The sequence below is a fragment of the Draconibacterium mangrovi genome (assembly GCF_010586825.1).
GTDB lineage: Bacteria > Bacteroidota > Bacteroidia > Bacteroidales > Prolixibacteraceae > Draconibacterium > Draconibacterium mangrovi.
Map to the genome: position 1 here is coordinate 31,824 of NZ_JAAAGB010000006.1, position 25,887 is coordinate 57,710.

Below are 25,887 nucleotides of genomic sequence, written 5' to 3' on the forward strand. Positions count from 1 at the left end.
CCCAATTTTTTAAATGTTTATCTTTGTCACTTCCCTCCTTTCTTTGTTAATGGAGGAGTCGCGGCAGGAAGCGGAAGTTTTGAGAACAGCATTGCTTCCTGCCCTTCTTCCAATTAGTTATTATTTAAATGTCTCATATTTTATATACTTTTTGGCCAAATCCTCTCACTTGGGGAGTTACTTGCCGGTAGGCATGGAGCATTAATTTCCCAACTCCAACTGATCTTTCACCAAATTAAAATAGTTTCCTTTTGCAGCTACCAGTTCTTTATGTGTGCCAATTTCAACAATTTTGCCTTTTTCGAGCACAACTATTTGGTCGGCCTTTTTAACCGTACTAAGCCGGTGTGCAACCACAACCACAGTTCTCCCTTTAAAGAACCTGTCCAGGTTTTCCATAATTACCCGCTCGTTTTTTGCATCAAGGGCATTGGTTGCTTCGTCGAAAAAAATGTAATCAGGATCTTTATATACAGCCCGGGCAATTAAAATACGTTGCTTTTGCCCGGTACTAAGGCCATGCCCCTGACTGCCTATTTTTGTATTGTACCGCAAAGGCAATGTTTCAATAAAGTCACCGATATTGGCTGTATTAACAGCCTGTTCTGTCTTATCTAGGTTTGGAGTTTCATCCATTACTCCAATATTGTTTGCAATTGTGTCTGAAAAAATGAAACCCTCCTGCATAACTACACCACAACGTTTACGCCATTCCGATTCGCTGTACCTTTTTATTTCGAGACCATTTAATTTAATTGTCCCTCTGGTCGGCTCATAGAAGCCAAGCAACAATTTTATCAGGGTGGTTTTGCCGCTACCACTTGTGCCCACAATTGCGGTTACCTTATTGGCCGGAATTTTTAGGTTAATTTTTTTCAGTACTTTTTCGGAATGGGGGCCTTCGTACTGGAACATTACATTCTTTACTTCAATATCAGCATTTGACGGAATATCCCTTATTTTTCCGTCTTCCGGTCTCTCTTCATCTTCACGGTCGTGTATTTCTCCTAATCTTTCCAAACTGATTTTTGCGTCCTGGGCCTGCTGGGTAAACCCAATAAATTGCTGAATGGGTGCATTTAATTGTCCGATTATGTATTGCACTGCCATCATCATACCGAGGGTCATGTCGCCAGTTATAACCGCTTTTGCAGATAGGAAAGAGATGAACAGGTCTTTGGCCTGGTTAATAAATGTTGCTCCCAGTTGTTGGTTCTGGTTTAATGCCATTCCCTTGATACCTACCCGATATAACCGTGCCTGGATACTTTCCCATTCCCAACGTTTTTGTTTTTCGCAGGCATTTAGTTTTATTTCCTGCATACCGTTTACCAACTGGACAATATTGCTTTGATTGGCTGAAGATTGCTGGAACCGCTTATAGTCAATTTCCCTTCTTCTTTTTAGAAACAGGAGCACCCACCCAATGTATAAAACACTTCCTATGAAAAATACACCAAGAATACCAAGGTGATATGAGGCCATTATCAACGTATAAATAACCAGGGTAATTACCGCAAATACAATATCAATTAGCGATTTGGTAAGGAAAGATTGTATACGGTTATGGTCTTGAATACGTTGCATTATGTCTCCAATCATTTTAATATCGAAGAAAGCGATGGGTAGTTTCATCAGTTTAATCAGGAAATCAGTAATTAGCGAAATACTAATCCGGGTGGTTATATGCAGCATTATCCAGCTACGAATTAACCCGTTTGCAGTTTGGCCAAAGGTTAGCACCATTTGCGCTACCAATACCATGACAATAAAAGCCAGATCACTGTTGTTAATACCGTAGTCAACTACCGATTGTGTAAGGAAAGGGAAAATCATGCTGATTAAACTCCCGGTTAACATTCCCAAACCCAATTGGATAATGTATTTTTTGTATGGCCTTAAATACTCAAGCAGGTACAAAAATCTTAGTTTACCCTTTTCTTCGTCTTCGTGTTTGTAAAAATCGGGCGTAGGTTCCAGTAGCAGGGCTGCCCCTTCTTTTTTCCCCTCGGTTTTGGTACTGAGCCAACAATTAATAAACTCTTCTTTTGAATAAGTTAATAATCCTTTTGCCGGATCAGAAACATAAACTACAGCTTCATCTTTGCCTCGATTTTTTAAAATGGATTGTGATTTTTTTATCGAATAAACAATTACAAAATGCCGTTGTTTCCAATGCACGATACATGGCAGGGGAACTTCATCGCGCAATTCTTCCCATGTTAAGCGGTAGCCTTTAGTACGGAAGCCAATGTTTTCTGCGGCTTCGCTAATCCCCAGCAAGGATACTCCCTCCCGGGTAATGTATGAAGTACTACGAAGATATTGCAAGCTATAGTTTTTACCGTAGTATTTTGCCACCATGCGCAGGCAGGTGGGGCCACAGTCCATAGCATCAAGTTGTTTATAGTGTGGGAATTTTGGCATTTATTCTTTTAGTTTTACAAGCATCAGCACCGGATTGTCATTTTCATTTAAACGATTAGCGAGTTGATGAAAGGCTTTTTTGTTTGGCGGATAGTTAGTCTTGGAAGATTCAAATTCTGGAGTGCTGATATGTTTTTTAATTTTGTAGGCATTTATTGTACCAACTAAGTACTCTGCCCGCATATTGGTGAAATAATTAATAGGAAAAAAATTTAATCCACAGTCAAAATTATTTGGGATACCTTCATTTAATTCCGAATTCCATTCGAAATCACAGGTATATGAAGATTTGGATCGCTTGTCAAGCAAAACGTATGACGATTTTCCAGAATATGTGTATCTACTAATTATATACCGAGTGGTTTGAATAAAATAGTGAGGATAATACAAATTACCAACCTTTTTTAAATAATCTTTCATTGACCGAATCTCAATGTTTTTAGGCGACCATTTGTGATCACCAGAACTAATTATTGCGGATGCTTTGAATGTAAGATCGGGATAAATCGTAAACAACGTATCGTTATAGTCAACCCAATAGGTTATTTTATCGCCAAATTTATATATTTCGCCTAAAGGGCCTATATTTGTTTTGAACGCTGGTGTCGTATTTTCCTTCAGAAACAAGTTATTACCAAGTGTATCACTAATACTCCAGAGGTGTTCACACTTTGCCCCAAGTTTTTTCATAGCAAATAGAAGGTAATCATTTCCCAATAAACTTATCTGAGCATAAGATGGACTATGGTTATTAAACTTGAAATCTCTAATAAAATCTCCGTTGGTATTATAGACGAGTATCGTATTGGGTCTGCCGTTAATATAAATCCTATTGTTTATTTCATCAACGGTAAAGTATTCACTTGATAAATATTCTTGAGAGCCTCTCCCTGTAGCTCCAATTTGTTTTGGATTTTTACCGTCAATATCAAATCTGAATAATGTTTTTAACCCATTTCCTTCACCACCTTGGGCCTTATCGCTAACAACGTATATAGCTTTATCATTAACATAGAGTTTAACTATCTTATCTATAAGTACTTTATTGGAAAGAGGTATATATTCTATATCTTCAGCGAAACTTGTTAACTGAAGTTCATTTTTCTCAAATGTTCTGGGATCAATATGAATTTCACTATTTTGCTCTAATATCGCGAATGATTGTAATGGTATGCTGGAATCATTATTGATTCTAACCTTTTGCTTACAAGAGATTGAAAATAGAAGAAAAAGTAAAACGATTATTTTTGAGATTTTCATGTATGTTTTTTATGATAATTGAAGATATTAGATTGATTCTTTCAATCTAATATCTATTTGAAACTAACAAGTATACCAGGTGGCAGAAGAACAGCTGTCGCAACACCAATTCCCTTCACAGTTTGTGCCATCTGAATATTCACAACTAGCATGAAAAATCGCATCGGTCTTACTAATATTACAAAGTATTATTCCCTCATGTATTGCCGCGCAAGTACCTCCATTGTACCCTCCTTTCAGATTTACTAGTTCTTCATTTTTTATCACCTTTTCAGGACTAATCGATAGTTTTCGTAACTTTTTCATTTTAATGATTTTAAATTTAACAATTCAAATATGCCTTGCTATTCCTTTCAAAGACAGGAATTTTGTAATTCCAATTTTGTTTAAATAATTATATTTGTCACATGACCTCCTTCCTTTTTTAAGTAAGGGGCAGGCAGGTGGCGTAAGCTTCCTGTCTATCATTTCTACCAGTTTTATTCTTTTAATTTTACAAGTATTAAAACTGGATTATCGTTTTCGTTTAAACTACTTACAAATTCATGAAAGTTTTTTTTCTTTTCGGGGTACTTGGGAATTGAGTTTCTGAAATCATCTGAGTACATATGTTGAATTAGATCCATGGAATAAATCACGCCAATTAGTTCATTATTCTTCTGCCTTAACGGCACAAAAGAAGGACCATTATCATAATTGTTTGGAATCCCAGTCGAGATGAACGAAAATGATTTATTTAGTGATTTATCATAGTAATCAAAATGTTCATCTTTATTAAAGGAATAATTATATAACCAATATTCTTTTGTCTCAATAATATGGTTCATTAGAATATATTTGAAATCTTTTCTTTTTACAAATTCCATAAATTCTTGTCGGAACCTAGCCGGGCACTCATATTTTCCAGAGTTGAATACCAACTTCGGAATGAAACTATTATCGGCTGAAATTTGGTATAAGGTATCATTCAGTATATTCTCCTTAACAAATAAGGAATTGTTAAAATGGTAACAACTAAACTCATTTATGGTACTAAAATAATTTCTACTAGAAAACTGAACCGGACGGATATCGCTTTGTATTAATTTAAACTCAGTTGTGAATATTTTATAACTAAATTGTGTATTTCCATTTACATTACATAACATCATCAGCAATCTGTCTGGTTGAATAAATTCCATGTCAAAAAAAGGTTGTGTGTGATAGTCGGGACAATCGATCTTCTCAAGAAACCTTCCACCTATATCGTAGATTAAGATTTTCGCTGGTGAACTTGCGTATATATAAATTGTTTTATCTGCCTCGTTGAAACAAAAGCCACTTAATGTGTTATATTCATTTGGCCCATTTCCTTTATGCCCTATTTGTCTGATATACTTTCCGGAACGATTGAAAAGATATAACTTAGCCGGATTTAGATTTTTGATAAATATATATTCGTCTGAAAATTTTACTTTGTCAATATTATTAATTAAATTCTCATTAGTTGTTTCAAGTGGGACATACATAATCTCGTCTGTAATATCGGCCAATTTTAGATTCCCGGGACAGTTCATCCCTGCTATAATATCAATGACCTTTGGATTTTGAGCAAATGTATGCAAACGAGAAAGTAAAATAATAATGAACAAAATTGTGTGTAATAATTGTTTCATTTGGTAATTTTTATGGAGAAGGGATATGGAAGATATCCCTTCTCCATTTTATTATTAATACTTAAACCATACAATTATAAAATGTTGTCCCAGAATAATATGACCTGCACTGTTCCAAAAGGTCTCCAGAGCAATACGGATTTAAAAAAGTGCCAAGTAAATTTGCCTGACTATCAAAACAATATACTTTGCCAGGATCTTCGGCATAACCACCTTTTAAGTTTAACAGTTCGTTGTTTTCAATCACCTTTTCAGGGTTGATCGATAATTTTCCAAGTTTCTTCATTTTTATTGATTTTGAAATTAATCACTAATAGTTAAGGGGATAATATACCGCTATACAAGGTTGGCAGCCTTTCACGGATTTTTGTATCTTTGCCACCATCTCCTTTCTTTGTTGAAAAGGAAAGAGCTGGCAGGAAGCAGCTAATGACAATTCACGCAGGCTTCCTGCCTTTTACTTTCCCTTGTTAATTGTATAATATCGTCAATAAATAATTCAATATCATTGTAATCGTATTGTGTTGAGAATTTATACCCGTTTACATAGATTGTTGGCGTACCCTCAACTTTGTATTTTTCAAAAAGCGCTTTGTTTTTGTCTTCAATTTGCTTAGCAATATCGAAAGCTTTGGATATGTCATTTGCGTAAATTGATTTCCTGTTTTGTTTGAACAGGGAATACCATTTGTCGAGAAAATCAACGGTATGTGCAGCCCCTTGCACAATGTAAGTGGAATACAATGTATTTATCAGTTTTTTTGATTCTTCATCGTTATAAACCGAAAAAACAGCGTTGATTTTTATATCAGGGCAATTCTCTAATAAATTTTTAAGTTTATTAAAAGCACTGGCACAAGGATTGCAATATGGACTAAGGAATGCTGTTACCGTTAATTTGGCATTGGGGTTTCCAAGAATCAAACTATTTTCATCTTCTTGGAATTCAGTAAACCCATTACCCTTCAAAAGATGCAAGAAAATATCAGGATTTCGTTTAAACTGAAGAAATAAATAATGCTCTTTCTTTTGTTCTGTAGATTTATGGTAAAAAGCCTTAAAGGTTAACCAAATTGAAGCGGGGACTAAAAATGAAACAATTAATTGTAGCAATTCAATACCCGAGAAAGTAAAAAATTTTAACGAAGGAAATAAAATAATAAATTCTGCAATTAATATCACTTGCACCAATAAACAAAATGGGCACCATTTTTTTAGTTTTACCGATTGATAGTAGATAGAAAATACCGGATACGGCATTGATAATGCACTGATTATGGCAAGTAGCCCAAACGTGTTATTTTCTGGAATGTCCAATAAAAAAATGAGTGAGCCGGAGAAGAAAACAAGCCCTGTATCGGCCCAGTTTATCCAACCAAATAATTTCGATGCTTTTGAAGACAGAACGGTATCGCAATCAGTTTTAGAGCCAAAACCACAAATCTTGTCTGCTAGCGGTGTATGAACCTTGAGTTCGTGTAATACCAGAAAAATGGAAGCCGTCAGCCCAACTATTTTGCTTGCCAGTAATCCAAAAAAATGAAATCCGAGAGAAGGAAATAAACTACCCGATCCAGCGGTAAAACTTAAAACAACTAATACTAAAAGTGTTATAACTCCAATTGGTAAAAGGCTTTTATTCAGAAACTCGTTTTGCCGAATATAAGAATATTCCTTTTCGCCTGAAATCTTGCTCCCTTCCATTACCACAATAGCTCCTGACATTCTTTCTGCGAATTTTTCGAATTCCTCTGTAACCCCTCCACTCCCCGTCACGAAATAAGTTACTTGTTCATAATTTATCTTTTCTACAAATACCAATTGGCCTCCTGAGGTTTTCAAGTGAGCAATAAATGGCATTTCCAAAGCTCTAATTTCGTCTAATTCGAGGTTTAAAGCATAATGATCAACCTTCCATTTTTTTAGGGCGTCGCAAACACTCTTTAACGATGGGTAATGGGGATGCGCCAACAAAAATTCTTTAACCGAGGTATTTGTCACTTTAATTTTGAAATGTTTAATAGCCTTTTGTAATATAAAAATTACATTGTCTTCTTTCGATTTTAGCATAAGGAAATGGGTTTTGGATATGTCAGGATACTTTTAAGTTTTCTGTGTCATGAATAATGTAGGCAATCACTTTTGCATTGCTTTGGACAGTTGAGTTTACGTTTGAAATATTAGAAATGCTAGTTTCAAGGCTATTTCTTAATTTATCGAGAATGATATTTTCTAGCTGGTGTGCAATTGGGGGTGTTGATAGAAAAGCGTTTGAAAACAGCTTTGTTAATTCGGGGACAACTTTCTTTCTTTTGGAAAAATAGGCAAAATGACCCAAAAGCCCATCTAGGCCTTTCTCCATATTAGAATGGTTTTCCTGTAGTTCAAAATAAATCTTTTTATCAAATTCCTCCAGCACTTCATTCGTGTCAGCCTCAATAAAACTATTTAGTACAAGGTATTCTATACCCCAACCAATTCCGGCTAAACCATTTTCAAAATCTACTGGGGTATCCGCTGTAATCTCTTCATAAATTTCATCAATCAGTTCACCGGCATACTCCTCATAAATCTTGTTCTCAAATTTTCTAGAAAGGTGATAAAATAAGATTGAAATACCCATTTTGCCATTGAGTAGTCCTATATTGTTTATAAAACTTGCATTTAGCAATAAGGTATTTATTAAATGTTCCTGGTGGTCTACATCCGTTTTCATTTAGGCAATGAATTTGATTTATAAAATTGTTAGATGGTATAGTTTATATATTAGACCCAAAATAGTTAGAAAAAACAAATAATAACATCTATGCAAATATGTTTAGCGACATAAATAGAAAATCTATATATGATTTGAGCAATAGATTGAACTAAAAGCGCATTTTATTTTTTCATTTTTAGATTCAATAAAAGAAAGGATATATAAGCTATGTATGTTAACGAAGTTAAAACTGTAATCAGATTTAATACAAGTAATTTCAAAAGTACTAGGGCAATTTATTCTTCATCAAAGTGCTAGCTTCGAAAACAATAAATATGAGGTTTTATGATAACTGATGTTTTGATAATATACTTCTCATTTCCTGTTTCATTTCTTCAATTGCATCTGATTCAATTTTCACTTCTTTGTTTAAAAGTTCGTATGCTATCTTTACTGCTTTTTCTTTTTGCCCGGTTTCATCATATAATTTGGCAAGTAGGTATTTTGGGTAGAACCGGCTCGGAATCATTTGCCATGCATACAAATAAGCTTTTTCTGCTTTTTCGATTCTCCCCAGGGCCTTTTGGCTATCGCCCAAAGCAGTGTACAATATTGTGTTTGGATAATATTCCCGGGCATATTCCAATATCTCAACAGCTTTGTCATGCTTTTCGGCCATAGACAGTGCTTTGCCATAATTGAGCAAGAAGTCGCCGTTATACCTTAAATACGGAAATGTTTTCTCGTAATCTTTTATACAAATTTCATACGCTCCCATTTGGTATATGGTAAAAGCCCTTTTCCAGTTCGTATTGGCATCGTACAATTTTACTACGTTCTGAATAAATATATAACCTCCAAAGAGAAGTAGGGTAATTATTGATATTCGTCCAAAATTCAATAAGAAGGTATTTTGATTCTGATAACTTGTTTTTACATCAAAGTTCATTGGTACTATTTTCAGCACCTGAAAAGGTTTTAAATAATCTGCAACCAATGCCAGAAGTACTACAATATTTATTTTTATGGGAATGATTTCAGCTGGATATGAGAACAAACCAAAAATAATGATAGCTACAAAGGTTGTACGAAAGGCTATTAGGAATAATTTTTCTGTCTGATTTAATCGAGTTGTTTTACCAAATAGTACGAATCCAATAATTATCAGACAGATACTCAGTCCAAAAATCCCCATTTCAACACCAATACGGATAAACTCATTAAAAGCATATTTCGTGTTGTCTGCAACAAAACTTTCATAAGAGCTAAGGTTTTGAGCAAAATAGTTGGCCTGATAGTCCATGTATGTCGCTTCAAACGCATTTATTCCATGTCCAAAAATTGGTTTGTCTTTAATGATTTGCGATGATACTTTCCATATTAGAAACCTTCCATCAACCGATCCTTGTTTCATTGTGTATAAGGAGAACAATCCGCTCAATAATAAAACAACAACAGTTATCGCACCTATAACCTTAATTATAGTTTTTCTTAATAATTTGTCAACTCTGACTTTCCATTTCCCTTTAAAAAGAGTGATGTTTCTTAATAAATCAGGTTGCCACATATGCATAAAAACAAACAGCAGGGAACTTGCTATGGCTACCCATGCAGCACGAGACCTTGAAGCTGGCAACACTAATAAGGTTGTAATAATTGAAATTCCTATTAAGTATTGCGATAGATTTGTTCGGTTCTGATAGGCAGTTTTTGTGATTTTCTGAACAAGGGGTTCTAGGGCAGATTCCGACATAGAGCCGAGATCTTTTATATTAGTTGATTTGTTTGGAGCCGGAAATTCTGTCCCGGAAATATTTTTATGATGGTTTAGGTGAGTTGTATATTTTAATAGGAATAGAGCTAGGGCTAACGGTATAATTGAAATTAAGTAACCCGAATATGGACCGGGATTAAAAAAACTTCCTGTAATTTTGAACGTGCTGTGATTAGACGGATAAATATCATATAATTGCAGGTTGCCATAAATAGCCTGGGCTGTTCCTGCTATAAGTAAGGAGAATAGCAATATTACATTGTATTTTTTATCTATTCCACGCAGCGTTATGTATAGCAAAATATAGGAGATTGTTTCCAAAATAAAAGCGATGGAAAAATAATTTTGAATGTAGCAATGAATTCCCGTAAGGACAATTAAAGAAAGTAACAAAATATCTGTTTTTGTAATGTTTAGGATTAACGAGGTCAAAGGTTTTGATAACCTTAAAAGATGTAACGACAAGATAGCCACACTAAAAATAATAAAAATAAAAAACTGCCCAGTCTGGGCATGTACGAATTGATTTGAAAATCCCCATGGTACCGTACAGAGGAATAGTGACAGTAAAAGAATTTTGAGTATATTCATGATTAGTTTACATCCAAATATTTCAGTTGTTTTTTATGTGCATAAATATAGGTAATTGTTTCTTGTGAATATAATCTCTACTTATTGTGTGATATAAAATTTGTTTTTAAAGACAATAGAAAATCTAACCTTTTGAAGCTGAAATTCACAGAATTAATTGATCGTATCAATACATTTGAAAAAGAACTTAAAAAAGCAAGAAATACTGGAAAAGATAATTTAAATTATTCGGCTAATGCGTTTGTTTCTGCAAAATAGTAATACTTAATGTATTGGATTATGTAAAAGAAAAAGGATTTGATAATATTAAAGAAGAGACGAATCGTCTAAAAAACATGAAACGAAAAGTATTTAGCAAACTTAGTTTTTATTCAAAAACCCACCCGATAGAAACCAATCGTCCTAAGTAAAACAAAAAGTTTCAAATCAAGTACCTAAAAATGGAATTTCCTAAATTTCATCAATACCTAGAATTGAACTTTGACTTTTGCGAATATTATTAGAGAGGACTGACCTACTTAGAGGATATTTATTTTGTACGAAATCAGGAAATTCTTATTTGAAATCCCAAGAGGTATGAGCAGAACATGATCAAAAGTTCTGAATTTCTTTTGATGAACTGGCCTTCAATATTTTGGCTTATGAGAATTTTGAAAAAAAGTAGATAATGAAATTGTCAAGATGAAAAAACAAGAAATATTCTATATTTTCAATACAAGATCGATATATTAACTTGTGGTCCATTATCGAAAGATTTGAATGAGAATTGGGAAATGGCCTTCCGTTTTTATCATGTATTTATTATTCTGATAGGATATTCATTTATTTTTTGGAAGTATAATAAGATCTTTAATGTTAGCATTTAATATAAGAATAAGGTTTGAAATTACCTGTTTTTAGGAAATCCATCATAAATAAAATTAGTAACATCCGATTCCAGATAGTAAACCTTTCTACCAATTAGACGATAAGGTAGTTTGCCGGATGAACGAAAACGCTGCAAGGTTCGTTGGCTTACTTTTAATAGGAGACAGAGGTCTTGATTATCGAGTAAGATTTCATTATCAATTTTTGGAGTGACTGTATTATCCTGCCGGTCAATTTTACGACCAATTTTTTCCAGTTGACTTGTTAAGCGGTTCATCCACGAATCAAAATATTTTTGGTCGATATACATATCAGTAACTTTTAAAATTACTGTAAACTTAAGGGGAAGGAGTATTGCTGATCAGGAAGTCGGTATCATTTTTCTTTTAGCGTTTGGTGTAAGGTGCATATAAACAGTGTTGAGAGTGTTGTGCTTTTTGCAAGTTTGCTTCAGTTAATATGAATATTTACTCGGTATAATTATTCAGATTTGCGTCCCATTCGTTTTAAGAGAGCATTTTTTAAGTTATCAAGAAATGGGGTAGGGACATTTCTGATTTTCATATCGCTAAAAGAACGCGATAGGTTTTTATCCAACTGGATATTAAAAACTTTCTGGATGTAATCGGATAATTGCGTTAATGGAACATCTCCGAAAGAATTATCACTATCCCATGAGTAAAGCTGTTCCATAAGTTCTGTTTTTGTCCCTTTCCATGTAAGTTTGGTTGCAGGGAAACCAAAATGAAATGGTGTTAGGCCGTTGGTATTTAACAGCTCTATTTCTTGCATCAAATATGCAGATAACATATCGTTTGATAATATTTTTGCAACTTTAAAATCGCAGTTTGTTGAAAAATTTGGATCTAGCTCGAAATAGAAAGTTTCCAGGTACTGTTCCGTATCCATCTTTCCTCGCAGAAAATATAATGAATCCAGATGAGAAGCACCCGAGCGGTAATACCGTATAAAATCGAGCCGCTTAATGTTATATTTATTGATTTCATTCAACTCATCGGAGAGATACTCCTTTTGTTTGTTGGCTCCTGCAGGGCGGTTCATTTCGATGTTGTAGATTTTTCGGTAATAAATTAAACGGTAACAAAATTTCGGTTTAATCTCTTTAAAAAAGGTAATCTCTTCCATTTCGTCCCGAAATTTATAAGAAAGAATAAATTGTTTTAGTTTATCGAACGATTCAGCAAGTACGCGTGATGCTTCGAGCGATTTTTTTAAGACATTATTGTTCGATGACTCAATATTCTCTATTAATTCATCGGTCTGTTTTCGCAGATTAGTAATGTATTCAAGCATAAATTTTAGTTTTTGATTTGTAGTGAATATTTTAATGGGGTAGAGGCTCAAGAGTTATTCGAAAAAATGGTGGTTATAATCAGTGGCTCTCCTAATGATCTAACTATTCATGTGGTATAAATAGTTCGACAGACGATGGTCCGCATAAAAGTTGAAGCAAGGCTAAGATGAGATCGTGGTATTTTAAAAATATTGTGTTAACAATAAGTGTAAGATAGAAGTAGACTTACCCTATAAAATCCTGGAATAACATAGATTATTTAGATCACATTTACACCAAATTGCAATTAAAAAATAATTATATTTACAACAGATGATCATTCTGATCATCTGTGTGTTTGGGGGTTAACATTAGAAAGAGCCATTGTTGAATGGCTCTTTTTTATTAAACCTATTTATCTGCCTGTACAAGCCTGTTTCAGAACCGTGATGACCGGCAAATAGCTTTAAATAAATCCAATCAAAATAAATTCGTAAAGAACTTTCGGCTAAAACATGAAGAAGATCTCTCAACTTTATCAAGAAGATCTTTAGAAAAGATAAAGACGATTTCCGGAAAAGTCTTTGTTGAATTTCGTGTGGTAACAGCAACCTCCCAACAAACTGTCGGGAGGTTGTGGTATTAAAACAGAAAGCAGCCACTAACGGGCTACAAAGGTTGCTTTCGACAGGGCCTCTTTCATCTGTTTGCCGGGGCGGAAACGGATGTTGACCGATGTTATTTTATCGGCTGTGCATTCCGCTTCGGTATCCGTGCCGGTACAGTTGAAGGTTAACTGAAACGAGCCCCAGTCTCCCATTTGCACCGAGTAGCCATCGAGCAAGGCATTCTGGATCACCGCCTGCAGCTCATCCACTACCAAGGCCGCTTCACCACGGCTTAAGGTGGTGTTTTTACTCAATGCTTCGGCAATCTCCTTTTCTGTTTTTTGTTCCACGCGGTTGGGCACCAGGTACCATTTACGGTCGGCTTGTGGGTTGCGTGGGTTCACCCGTTGAATTTTTGAATATAATATCGACATAATTTGTTGTTTTTAAATTTGTATAAATCTCCCCGTACCGCCGGCCACCCCTAAAAACCAGGCAATATTTCCCCTCCTCTGTTCGAAACCAAACAGCGCGAAGCGGTAAAAGTAATATCCGGTAAATTGATGGGGTAAAGCCGCAGGTGCGGCACCGTGGAGTGAAAATTGAAATAAAAAAAGCTGACTACCCCTGCGCAGGATTGCTCCCGGCAAGGGCCTGGCCGCAGGTTCTCCGCTTGTAACAAACAGGTACCTAGGAAGCACCCGCCAAAACTGTTGCAAGCGGAAATTGGATTTAAAAATATAATACATGGGAATAGGGTTTTTAATCCGGTTGGACTACCGGAACATTTATTATTTGATGGCTATATTCTATCCATTATTGATTACTTAAGTGATTCAATACTGAAACATTAGTATACCTTAAGCTCAGAAAGTGTTGAAAGAATAATTACATCCTTGACATGCCAATTAGTCACCTCATTTGATGCAGATTAAGTCCACTTATAATGAAATTATGGCAGAATCATTTTACAATATGTTGTGGCATTGTTATTGAGAAACAGCCTAACTGAACCAATGCTCTTTCTCTGTGAGAAAAACGAAATATGAATTTCGATATTGAAAACAATCGCTAACGGTTGAACTTGAAACTGATCTGACTTCCAACGAGTGATCTCACCTCACTGAAATATGTTTTAAACCTTCTACATATTTTCAGATTATTTACAAATCATTTTTTATAATCAAAAAACTGAAAGACAATGGCTTTTTACTATGTAAACAAAAATGCTCAGGCTAATGGCGATCATGAAGTACATACAGGTAGTTGTTCGTACTTACCAGCAGCAGAGAACAGAATTTACTTAGGTTCTTTTACGAATTGTGCTGAGGCGGTAAAAGCAGCGAAAAGTTATTACAGCCAGGTAAATGGTTGTTATTACTGCAGTCGCCCATGTCATACTGGGTAAATAAGTGAACATGCCTTGGATTATTAGACCGCAACTCCATTATGTGTTGCGGTCTTTTATTTTTGAACAACCTTTTTAGATTATACGTACCGGCGATGGCTACATCTTTTATGGAATCTATGGAATAAACTGAACAGCTCCAAAGAACCGGTTCAATCCGCCGAATTGCACACCGAGCACATCCCGAAGTTTCGGGAGGCGCGAGCGGAGATTAATCCTTAAACAAATTTGGTTGTGTGGCTGATATGTGCGTTTGCTTAATGTGCATGGCTTAGGTGGTTATTAATGATTGTATCTTTATTAAAGCAGTTTCAATATTATAATTTATATTTTCATTACTGTAATATTTTTCTTTAATTCCTTCAATTGGTCTGTTTAAAAATTCAACATTTTCCAGGATACCTTTCTTTTCGACAATAAATGACTTCATACGTGCTATTACAATAGAATAATTTTCTTTTGAAGCAAGCGCCAAATTCTCTAAGCCATTTACTACTAAACTCCACAACCTATCAAAACTATGTTCAGATGTTATGCTAGAGTCATATGATAATTCTAATAGTTCGATTAAGTATGGTAAAGCTTTAATGTCATTAAAATGAGATAAACCTTGTCCATGTTGACTAAACGGATTTTGCTTATGACTCTTAATCCAGTCAATAGACCTTTTAAGACCTGATATCTGTTTTGTTGTAATGAGTAAATTATTTACTAATCTATTCTCATTTACATCTAAATCTGACTCAGAATATGCCACTAATTTTGCAACAACAAATGAAGCTTCATCATTTTGAATAAGTTTATCAAATAGATGTATTTTCACATTAAACTCAAGTTCGTCGCACATATCTTTTAATCCCATAATCCCCTCTTTATATTTGAAGAACAAATCAATTATTGAGTTTTTGTCGTATTCTTCATCATCTGCGATGAGTAAGTTTTGTAAGATTGTAGGATAACATTGACTTAGATTATTTATTAAGGCGAACTCTACGTGAGCCTTGTAAATGGAAAAATGGGCAATTTTTTGTGAGATAATATTTTCAACAACCCTAGCTTTAACTAATTCTATATCACTTACTGATTTTATAATATAATCAAATTGAATAGTTTCTATTCCAATCAATTCACCAAATGCAAATAAAAGCATATCAAGCAATATGGCTTCTTTACATTCGAATCCAAATTTCTTCATGAAAAAAGTGAGATAACAAGCATAATTGTTAATTGAAAATCTTTTCTCATCTTCTTTTGTTACAGCTCTTTTGAAATCAATAACTCCGATATATTTTTCGAACCAACTTTTAATTTCATTAATTTGTTTTTCACTAATTTCTAGAGAATCATTGTTTTTAATGCTGTGATATTTTTCTTCAATAAAATAACGTTCCACATTATTTTTATTCGTAAACCATTCTTCTATATTTTTTTTGTGAGCTATTTTTGAATCTCTAGCAAAATCACGAACAAAATCTAGTGCGGAATTAACAAATACTTCTTCCATCTCCTGCGGAATTGATTTTGTTTTCGTAATATCCCAAAGTTCGTCCCAAGTTAAAGATACCTTATCACCAAAAACTCTTAATGCCTCTTCCTTAAATGCGTCAACATCAAAAAGTAAATTAAACGAAGCTTGAGCTCGCTTATTCCTAATTTCATCCCAATCGATTTGTTCTGGCAATTCAATCTTAATATCAGTTTGTTTATGCACCGCTTCTTTATACAATTCTGCTAGATCAATATCTTCGTTCCTAATATCCCAATAAAGCCTTCGTGTAAAATTATTTGAAATATAATTGCTTAGATTTTGTTCTATTAGCTGGTTGTAATTATTTACATTGATAAAGCTTGACAAAAGAGCATAATAAGAATGGTTCTCATCTTTTGTTTTAATTAATTCCAATGTTGTTTCAAATGCTTTCTGCTCTGTTTTTGTTTTAACAAAAAAGTCTTTAACTATTTTGGCAACATTATTTGACCAACGTCTACAGAAATGATGCATCAGTTTGAATACATAATCAAATATTTCTTGTTCTGTTACATAGATTCCGATACAATTAGCGATTATGCTCTTAAATACCTTATCGCTGTCATATTCCTTTTCAAGATAATTTTCAGAAATACAAAATTCAAGGATTAATTTAAGAGAATTAAAAGTCTTAAATTTTTTCAAACCTTCTCTTAGATTCCAACTTTCATCCCATAGACTAGTTTCCCCTCTTCCTTCATCTTTTGTCTTAAGTATACGGAAACCTTCTATGTAGTATTCTATGTAATTTTCAAAATCAATTGCTTCAATAAGAAATTTATACATTGCAGCTCTAATGTACCTTGCTTTCTTGTCTTGTGTTATTTCAAATACTTTACTTACGGTATTTTTATCTGTATAGCCACACTTGCGAATAGTATTAATAACTGTAAATACAAAATTTGAATCTTCAATCTTCTCTTTTAGAACATTTATCAATTGATTTTTAATTAATGTATTATCAGAAATATTGGTATATGAAAATCCGCCTAGGACATTTAGGGCATTTAAACGCACAATACGGGGCTCATCTGAATCTATAGCAATATTAAAGATATATTTTATACATTTTTCAGATTGTCCAAAATAAGCTAAATCCTTATCTCTAAATTTATTTGAGTCAATCCAAATCTTTAAGTTTCTATAATAATTGAAAATTTGAATAAAAATACTTTCCCTTAATTCTAATGATAGTTTCTCTCTTTCTACATTAACCAACACTTCTGAATCATTTTTTATTAACCATTCAGTTATTTCTTTTAATAAATCAGATTTTGAATCTAAAATACTTATAAGTTGCGCGACAGTATTAAACCATGTTGGCAAAACCTTTTCATATTCATTATATGAAATAAAAGATTTTACTATCTCAAATGGTTGTTCCGATAATAATTCTGCACATAAAAATTCTTGAAAGTAATTATGTTCAAACTTCCACTTTGCAGCAACTCCTTCTTCCTTTTTAAAAACTGTGCAGTACTTAACCAGATTAAAATCTGAAGTTTCCGCAACAACCTTTCTTAAGTCTTGTTCGTCAATGGCTCTAGCTCCAATAACCTCCATTGAGAGTGAAATCTTTCGTAATAGATTTAGTGCTTTATACTTTTCATCATTCAGATTTACTGTTTCAACAAAATGACTTTCATCTAGTTCTAAACGAGAATCTATAAATTCTCTAAATAATTCGACTCTACTAGAAATTAGTTGTTCGTTATGCTTTTTATAGTTCTTAAGAATGAGTTTTAAAAAGAATGGGTTAAAAAGTAAATCTTCTAAATTGTTATCATAAACCGCCTTTAGAAAGGCTTCTCCATCGTAGGAATAGTACTTTGTAACATATGTCTTTACATCATTTAAAGTAAGCTCATTTATAAAGTAGGGTTTAAAATCTCGTAATGTTCCAACTTTATTATTAGAAGGCAATTCATAAAAATTGGTTCTACAACTAATTACAATTTTTGTTTTAGAATATTTTTGAGAGTATTGAGCTATCCTCCTTTTTGCATGATTGAATTGAGAAGGTTCTATTTCATCAAGTCCATCAAGAAAAAGAATAAATTTGTTTTCGGGAACAGAATTCCACTCATTCGGTAAAATATCTTCAATTTTATCTTCTGGAAGGTATTTATTTAAAGTAAGAAATATTGGATAATATTCATTTGATCTTGCAATTTCTATGGCTGTTTCTTTTAATTCAATGGATTTCCCAGTTCCTGCACTTCCAAGTAGTACTACTTTTGATTCCTTTAAAAGCAACTCTTTTAAACCAATATTTTCTTCAGACTTGTCATTAAATAGAATTTTCTCTTCATTTATATTTTGGTAGTTTACAAGAGTTCTTGGAATGTATATTGGTTCATTTTGCAATTCATTAATAAAGAATGATTTTGGAATTGTCGTATTATCTTGGATTAAAGAAATTGGAACAAATTCTTTTGTATCCAAATTTCTCAATTCAAATCGTTTACTAAAATCAACTATTAATTCATCAATATTGTCAATTTTACCTTCCATTCTAGTTAATCGACCGATAATATTTTGAAAATAATTATCTATTAATAGATTATAGGCAACCTTATCACTCATTAATTCTAAGCGAAACAAATTCAAAAGTTCCTGTATATTCTTATCAATTGAATTACTGCTTTCATATTCAGTTACAATTTGTTTCAATAAAGTTATTCTACTTGCAATATGAACAGACTCTTTTCGTCGGATATCGTCATTAACAGTCCAATTATTAAGTGCTCGGTCAAAAGCATCTGCAACAAATTGAACTATCGTTTTACGACCTGTTATTTTTTCTAAGATAGCCTTACCTGCTTCTGTTGTAATATTTGCCAGTATACTTATTAAAAAAGCTGTCATATTCAATTTTTCTTTTGTACGATTGATAAAATTTGGCTCCTTACAAGCTTAAGTATTAGCCTGTGTGTAGCTTGTAAATGAGCCAAATATTCGATGGTCTTTTCAGCATGAAGCACAACGGTTGGTACATGTTTCCAGTATTGATTTTGGAGGGAGTTCCTGTCCAAAAAACACATAACTGCAACACGTGAATCCAGCGAACGACACACCTCGAAAACCGCGATGTAATTTATAATTGTTGTACTCGACATTCTTCATAATGTCTTTTGGTAAAACTCTAAATCATTAATTTGAAATAAATTGTTCTTTATGAATAGGTTATTCAGTTCTGTGAATTCATGCGATTTATAAGCTACAGTGTCGAAGAGCTTAAAATCATATTCTGGTTCTCCAGTGGAGTCAACGTTATTACAAATTCTGAAATAGTGTTGAAGTAACAATTGCTCAGTTTTTAAATAAAATTTTTTCTTGTATCTATCACTAAGAATGTCATTTTGTATTACTTCGTTAAGGAAAATGATGAGATTTTTATAGTTACGAATCAATGGAAATATGACTCCGAAACGTATTCTGCTTATTAGTTCCTCATTGTCACTTTCTGTTCTTGATAACTCAGAGCCTAAAAATAGCATGAACAAAGAGATGTAATTTGTTCTGTTAGATTCCGCTAATTGCTTTTTAAAATTGTCGGAGAATCCATCTGTGTCAAAATTAAAGGTTAGATTCTCAATATTGGTTTTTACCAATTCAAAATCCTGCAATAATATATTATACTCGTTTATCCCTAATTGTCTTGAATTAAAAGTTTGACTGTCAGACAGTGTTCGTATCAATAGGATTACAGAAAATAAAGTAATTACCGGAGTCAGTAAATTGCTAAACTTGGAACTGTCTAAACACAAGAAGAAATGATTCTGATTTAGCCATAGAACTGTTACAGACAATACAAGCAATATTGTAAGATAGATCAAATTATTTTTGGCTCTTAATTTCATATAGCTATTGTCTTTTTTAGCCTTGCACACAACGATTGGCACTTTTTGTCAGGGTGGATTCCGGAGAGCGTTAGTGTCCGGTAGAACACCGAACTGCGATGCGAGAATCTACAGTTGGCGCACCACTAAACCCCGCCCTGCAATATGTACCGTGTTGCAGTTTTTTTCTTAATTAACCAGAATTCTGATTTTAAAAAATAGTCTATATGGTTACTAATTCGGCTAACTTTGATGCAATATTTTCCATTGAATCTTCAAGTGTACTTAGTCCACTACGCGAACCTAGTAATGGACTTACTTCTCGTAAATCTTCGAAAGTCGTGTTGTGAACAATTGGAACTAGTAAATCACGAGCTAATAAAGCAGAAAGCTCTTTATCTGCAATTCCCTCTCCTTTTACACGTTCAAGAAAAGAAGGAGTAACTAATACAATCCCAACTCTAGATTTTGCCAGTCCTTTGTCTATTTCCCGAAGTAATGATGAGCCTAATAAAACATCTTTCTCACTAAACCAAACGGATACACCATTTGACTCAAGTAAATCGTGCAAATCTTTAGCAGAATCTTTGCGGTCATCCCAAGCATGACAAAGAAAAACGTCTCGTAAGTCTGGTAAATTTGAACGTTTTTCAACATTTTCTCGAACTGGTGTTAGAGTTCGAATTTCTGCCGGTGTGTATAAAACAGCAGAACCAGCAGAAGACCAACTTGCTTTAGTTTTAGTTCGTCCTGTACCACTGCTACTACTTATTCGATTGTTTGAATATGAAGAGTAAGATGGAGAATAAGATTGATAGGAACCGTAACTACGATAGCTACTACCTCCACATACTGGGCAGTTTGCCCTTCCACTTGCCGTTCGATGACCATTTCTTGGTGCTGTACATCTTGCCATTTTTCTTAATTTAGGTTGTTTACATTATAATTTATAAGCTTAAAAAATTGTGTTTCATATTTAATGTTTCAAATATATATGTCTATTATTTTCCTTTTTCAATTAGATTTATTTCATCTTCGGTAAACAATTCCCAATTCTTTGTTTCATTGTTCCATGAGAATTTGTTGTTGTTTATACAGTCGATATATAATTCTTCAAAATGAGTAACAATGTTATCAAGGTCACTACCAAGTTCGCTCGCATTTTGTGTTATAAAAAGGCTTGACTGTCCTAAAGAATTTTCAAATTTTATTTGCCCTTTTATATATTTGTCACAAAATTTTCGGTCGTCTACTCCAATTACATATTGTCGTATGTAAGGACACTTTTGCAAAACAGCGCAAACTTCAAGTTCAGATTCAATAACTTCAAGAATTAGAGATTTAATCGGTCTGTCATCAAGCGGTTGACCGCAAATAGCATAGCTCCCAATTAAATATGGAATGGTTAGTCCGTTTGCTATAATTCTACTTTCTTTTTGGAATGTAATCTGTTTAAACCATATCGGTAAATTAGTTATTCTCATGTCGTTTTAAAATTGAACACATCTAGTACATAATATCCCCAAGCGATGTTACATTCATGATATCATTTTTTTAAGCACTGTTCCCAACCAAAATGGAGGAATAACAACACTTAAAATAATTACCGATTTTTTTATTGTTATTTCAGGGTACCCAATCAACGGCTAAGGTTTTTATTCGAAGCTTAAAGTTAACAATATAAATAATTAAAACAACACTTGTTAATTGATAGTCACCAAATTGTAGGTGATCGGTAAAAAATAGCTTAAAAAGGATTGATGTAAATCGGAAATACCAATCGATAGAATAGCTGCCGATTTTATTATTAAGTGAAGACTCTCTATTTTAAGTTATTGGAGTATCCGGCCAAAAGTCTTTAGGAGAACAAGCAAAAACTTTGGCAATTTCATTTAGATGATTAATATTGTATTTGGCCCTACGTTTTGAAGATTCTACATGAGATACAAAGCTACTACTCATGCCTATTTTTTGAGATAAAGCCATCTGTGACAGATCGTTATTAATCCTCATTCCACGAATCTTATCAATTATATATTTTTCAATCTCAGTTGCCAATGACGATATTATTTTATCTACAAATTGGGAGATTTTTTATTTTTTTATCAACGGTACATGTACCATTAAATAATTTTTATTAATTTAGCCTCGTAATCATAATTTTGCGATACTTCGTAAATAAAATATAGAAGCTATTGCTTAGAATCTCGACTTGAAAACTGGTAATTTTACGGAACGAGATAATAAGTCAAGAGGCTCACGACCTAGGCGTGGGTTCTCTTATCGTTCCAAGGTATACCAGTACCTCAAGTCGGTAAGTTGAGTCCGCGCCCTTTTTCATTTAATTCCAGGCGTTTTATAATTCAACTCAGCTTTCCGGCTTACATCATACTTATCCGCTGGTATGATGCTGCGTAATGATGCTTTTACCTAAAAATAAGCTGCCTATGACAAAATAAACAGAGAACAATTAGTAAGCCCGCTACAACAGTTTGGCGACGTGTAGCAGGCTTGGTCGTTAATTAATTCTAACCATCAATTAACATCGAAATTTATGAAAAACTTTCCACACAAGGAAAATTATACCTCTGTGTGTCTGATTTTCCGGAAATACTTTGAACTTTTTGCGATTCCTCAAATAGTCAACAACAAGCCAGGGAAACGGCAAAAACTATTCAGTTTTGCATCTACACTTTCCTACATGAGTTTGGTATTTTTCTTCAGCCGGCACCATAGCCTGTACCAAAACAAAATTAAATCACCCGAGTGAGGAATGACTTCCTATAAATCGTGAAATACCAAACTTTCACGATCCACATACCAATCCTGGCATCTTAGGATTTAACCTTATTACCCAATATTAAAATAAATTTTATGCAAAATTTTAAAAGCTATTCCTCTGCATTATTACGTCGTGTGTCGCAAATAGTAAACGGCTTGGACAGAACGCTTAAGCTATTAGTTATCTTTTGTATTCCCATTCTATTGTTCTCCGGCCACGCCTACGCACAAACCATTAACGTTAGTGGTCGTGTAACGGATCAGAACAATCAATCACTCCCCGGAGTAAACGTAGTACTAAAAGAATCACCGTCAATTGGTACGATTACCGAAGCCAGCGGGCGTTATTTCTTAGATGACGTACCTTCCGATGCAATACTCTCCTTTTCCTTTATAGGTTTCAAAACCCTGGAAATTCCTGTAAACGGACGTTCGCTGGTGGATGTACAGCTGCAGGAAGATATTACCACACTTTCAGAAGTAACGGTTAATGCCGGTTACTATACGGTAAAAGAACGCGAACGCACAGGTAGCATCTCCTCGGTAGCAGCTAAAGAGATCGAAAACCAGCCTGTAAATAATGTGTTGTCGGCAGTTCAGGGGCGTATGGCCGGCGTAAATATTACCCAGGGCAGCGGAGTGCCCGGTGGAGGGTACAATATACAAATCCGCGGTGTTAACAGTTTGCGTCGTACAGGCAACTATCCAATGTACATTATCGACGGAGTACCCGTAAGTGCTGAAAGTAGTTCTTCTCTGTCCGGAGCGATACTGCCACGCGGAGAAACCAGTCCGCTTAATGCCCTCAATCCAAATGATATTGAAAGCATCGAAATTTTAAAGGATGCCGATGCCACGGCCATATATGGTTCTCGCGGTGCCAACGGAGTAATTTTGGTTACCACTAAAAAAGGAAAAGCGGGAAGCAAAACTATTTTCAGTATCAACAGTAGCTACGGAATTAGCCGTATAGCCAATAAAATGGAACTGATGAATACTGAGCAGTACTTAGAAATGCGCCGCCAGGCTTATGTCAACGACGGAAGAACAGACTATCCGGCCAATGCCTACGATGTAAATGGTACCTGGGACGAAAACCGTTACACCGACTGGCAGGATGAACTGATTGGCGAAACAGCCACCAACACCAATATTCAGCTATCGGTAAATGGAGGCAGTCAAACTACCCGCTTTCTAATCAGTGGCAGCCACAACGAGCAAAGCACGGTTTACGGTAAGGGTTTCAAATACAAGACCAATAACCTGTCCTGGAACCTGAATCACCGATCTAAGGATAATAAATTTACTTTAAATGCCAGCACTCTGTTTTCGGATCAATCCAACAACCTGGTACAATCCGACATAACCAGCAAAACGCTGATCTTAAGTCCGAACGCCCCGGCACTCTACCAGGAAGATGGCAGCCTAAACTGGGAAAACAAAACCTTTAACAACCCGGTAGCTGCATACGAGGCCACCTATTCGAGCGATGTGAAAACTATTAACCTTAATATGAACATTTCTTACGAATTATTACCTGCGGTTTATATAAAACTAAATGGCGGAATCAACCAACAAGGTTCCGGAGAATTACTGCTGTCTCCCAATACAAGGTATAACCCGGCCTTTGGAATTACCCCGGCCAGATCGTCAGCTTATAAGAGCCAAAACCGTCTGTTTTCATACCTTGTAGAACCCCAGTTGAACTACAAACAAAAGTATGGAGACCATGAAATCGACCTGCTGGCCGGAAGCACATATCAACAACGGGACAAAACCTCGTTGCAGATCTTTGGATATGGGTTTGAGAGCAATGCTCTTATTACCAACCTGGAAGCGGCTAATACGGTTTCGGTACAAAATGATGCGAAAACCGAATACCGCTATTTTGCAGTTTTCGGGCGGGTAAATTACCAGTACAAAAAACGGTACATCGTAAACCTTACCGGGCGGCGCGACGGTTCCAGCCGTTTCGGGACCAACAACCGTTTTGCCAGTTTCGGGGCTGTGGGAGCTGCCTGGTTGTTCAGCGAAGAGAACTTTTTAAAAAACAGTACGTGGCTAAATTTCGGTAAACTTAGGGCCAGCTACGGGACTACCGGCAACGACCTGATTGGCGATTATCAGTATCTGGATACCTATACGCTAAGCAGTACCAGCTACGGCGGCAGCTCTTCGCTTTACCCTTCCCGGCTGTACAACCCTTATTTTAGCTGGGAAAAAACCACCAAGCTGGAAGTAGCACTGGAAACCGGCTTTCTAAACGACCGTATGCACTTTTCAGCAGTCTGGTACCGGAACCGTTCAGGCAATCAGTTGGTAGGTATCCCGTTGCCAGCCACTACGGGCTTTAACAGTATACAGGCCAACCTACCGGCTACCGTAGAAAACAAAGGAACAGAGTTCGAACTCAACACCACGCCAATCCAGGCAAAGAATTTTCGCTGGGTTAGTGATTTTAATATCAGTTTTCCTGATAACAAGCTGGTGGAATTCCCCGGTATAGAAGGTTCCACCTACGCCAACTCCTATGAGGTGGGCTATCCTGTCTCCATTAAAAAAGTTTATAATTACGAAGGTATTGATCCCGAAACCGGCCTGTATACCTTTACTGACTATAACGAAGATGGCAGTATAACCTCCCCTGACGATAATCAGGTAATTGAAGATGTAGGGATAAAGTACTTTGGCGGCTGGACGAACCAGTTTACTTATAAACGATGGGATTTCTCGTTTTTGTTCCAGTTTGTAAAACAGCGCCAAAGTAACTATAATGCTTTGATGCTAAACCCGGGTACGATGAACAACCAGCCTGTAGAAGTGCTGGATGTATGGTCGGAATCTAATCCCGATGGCCGGTATATGGCCTATACCTCCGGAGCTGATGCCCAGAAAAACAAGGTGTTGAGGTATTTCAAAGGCAGTACAGCCACTATCAGCGATGCTTCTTTTATCCGCTTAAAAAACATACAGCTCAGCTATCGTTTACCGGTTTACAAAAAAGTACAGGATATTAGGCTGTATGTACAGGGACAAAACCTGTTGACCTTCACTGATTATTTTGGGCTTGACCCGGAATTTTTCTCGACCGGTTTTTTGCCACCGCTAAGAACATGGTCTTTTGGCCTACAACTTAACTTTTAAAAACATAGAA

At 35.0% G+C, this 25,887-nt stretch carries 16 protein-coding genes; 1 reads left to right on the forward strand and 15 read right to left on the reverse strand.

All coding sequences use genetic code 11. The features are described 5' to 3' along the window. Positions 1-201 precede the first annotated feature (201 nt). From G4420_RS15235 to G4420_RS15305, 15 genes are all read right to left on the reverse strand, one after another. On the reverse strand, positions 202-2,427 hold the full coding sequence (locus G4420_RS15235) for a peptidase domain-containing ABC transporter (protein ID WP_163324807.1): 2,226 nt from the start codon (positions 2,425-2,427) through the stop codon (positions 202-204). Continuing rightward, positions 2,428-3,687 (reverse strand): 6-bladed beta-propeller, encoded by a 1,260-nt coding sequence (locus G4420_RS15240; RefSeq protein ID WP_163324808.1) that lies wholly within the window; start codon positions 3,685-3,687, stop codon positions 2,428-2,430. Between the two features lie 479 nt (positions 3,688-4,166). Then, a complete protein-coding gene (locus tag G4420_RS15245) occupies positions 4,167-5,342 on the reverse strand; it encodes a 6-bladed beta-propeller (RefSeq protein ID WP_163324809.1) in 1,176 nt (391 codons plus the stop codon). A gap of 61 nt (positions 5,343-5,403) precedes the next feature. Beyond that, complete coding sequence (locus G4420_RS15250; RefSeq protein ID WP_163324810.1) at positions 5,404-5,628, reverse strand: hypothetical protein; 225 nt, start codon at positions 5,626-5,628, stop codon at positions 5,404-5,406. Between the two features lie 140 nt (positions 5,629-5,768). Beyond that, positions 5,769-7,412, reverse strand: a complete 1,644-nt coding sequence (locus G4420_RS15255) for a vitamin K epoxide reductase family protein (RefSeq protein WP_163324811.1) — start codon at positions 7,410-7,412, stop codon at positions 5,769-5,771. Between the two features lie 22 nt (positions 7,413-7,434). Next, a complete protein-coding gene (locus tag G4420_RS15260; protein WP_163324812.1) occupies positions 7,435-8,058 on the reverse strand; it encodes a lanthionine synthetase LanC family protein in 624 nt (207 codons plus the stop codon). 325 nt (positions 8,059-8,383) lie between these two features. Beyond that, positions 8,384-10,405 carry an O-antigen ligase family protein gene (locus tag G4420_RS15265; protein WP_163324813.1) on the reverse strand — a complete coding sequence of 674 codons (2,022 nt, stop codon included), beginning with the start codon at positions 10,403-10,405 and terminating at the stop codon, positions 8,384-8,386. An 886-nt stretch (positions 10,406-11,291) separates the two neighbouring features. Further along, positions 11,292-11,582 (reverse strand): helix-turn-helix domain-containing protein, encoded by a 291-nt coding sequence (locus G4420_RS15270; RefSeq protein WP_163324814.1) that lies wholly within the window; start codon positions 11,580-11,582, stop codon positions 11,292-11,294. 170 nt (positions 11,583-11,752) lie between these two features. Next, a complete protein-coding gene (locus G4420_RS15275) occupies positions 11,753-12,586 on the reverse strand; it encodes an RteC domain-containing protein (protein ID WP_163324815.1) in 834 nt (277 codons plus the stop codon). Between the two features lie 641 nt (positions 12,587-13,227). Further along, positions 13,228-13,608, reverse strand: a complete 381-nt coding sequence (locus tag G4420_RS15280; RefSeq protein WP_163324816.1) for an HU family DNA-binding protein — start codon at positions 13,606-13,608, stop codon at positions 13,228-13,230. Positions 13,609-13,620: 12 nt separating this feature from the next. Next, complete coding sequence (locus tag G4420_RS15285) at positions 13,621-13,923, reverse strand: hypothetical protein (RefSeq protein ID WP_163324817.1); 303 nt, start codon at positions 13,921-13,923, stop codon at positions 13,621-13,623. A 930-nt stretch (positions 13,924-14,853) separates the two neighbouring features. Continuing rightward, positions 14,854-18,978, reverse strand: a complete 4,125-nt coding sequence (locus G4420_RS15290) for an NACHT domain-containing protein (protein WP_163324818.1) — start codon at positions 18,976-18,978, stop codon at positions 14,854-14,856. A gap of 1,197 nt (positions 18,979-20,175) precedes the next feature. Then, the gene (locus tag G4420_RS15295; protein ID WP_163324819.1) at positions 20,176-20,868 is read right to left on the reverse strand and encodes a toll/interleukin-1 receptor domain-containing protein; all 693 of its coding nucleotides are present in this window, start codon (positions 20,866-20,868) and stop codon (positions 20,176-20,178) included. Between the two features lie 85 nt (positions 20,869-20,953). Continuing rightward, positions 20,954-21,436 (reverse strand): hypothetical protein, encoded by a 483-nt coding sequence (locus G4420_RS15300; RefSeq protein ID WP_163324820.1) that lies wholly within the window; start codon positions 21,434-21,436, stop codon positions 20,954-20,956. Positions 21,437-21,779: 343 nt separating this feature from the next. After that, positions 21,780-22,010 carry a helix-turn-helix domain-containing protein gene (locus G4420_RS15305; protein ID WP_246241653.1) on the reverse strand — a complete coding sequence of 77 codons (231 nt, stop codon included), beginning with the start codon at positions 22,008-22,010 and terminating at the stop codon, positions 21,780-21,782. Between the two features lie 816 nt (positions 22,011-22,826). On the opposite strand from G4420_RS15305, the gene G4420_RS15310 reads away from it, so the two are divergent. Next, a complete protein-coding gene (locus tag G4420_RS15310) occupies positions 22,827-25,877 on the forward strand; it encodes a SusC/RagA family TonB-linked outer membrane protein (protein ID WP_163324821.1) in 3,051 nt (1,016 codons plus the stop codon). Positions 25,878-25,887: the final 10 nt, after the last annotated feature.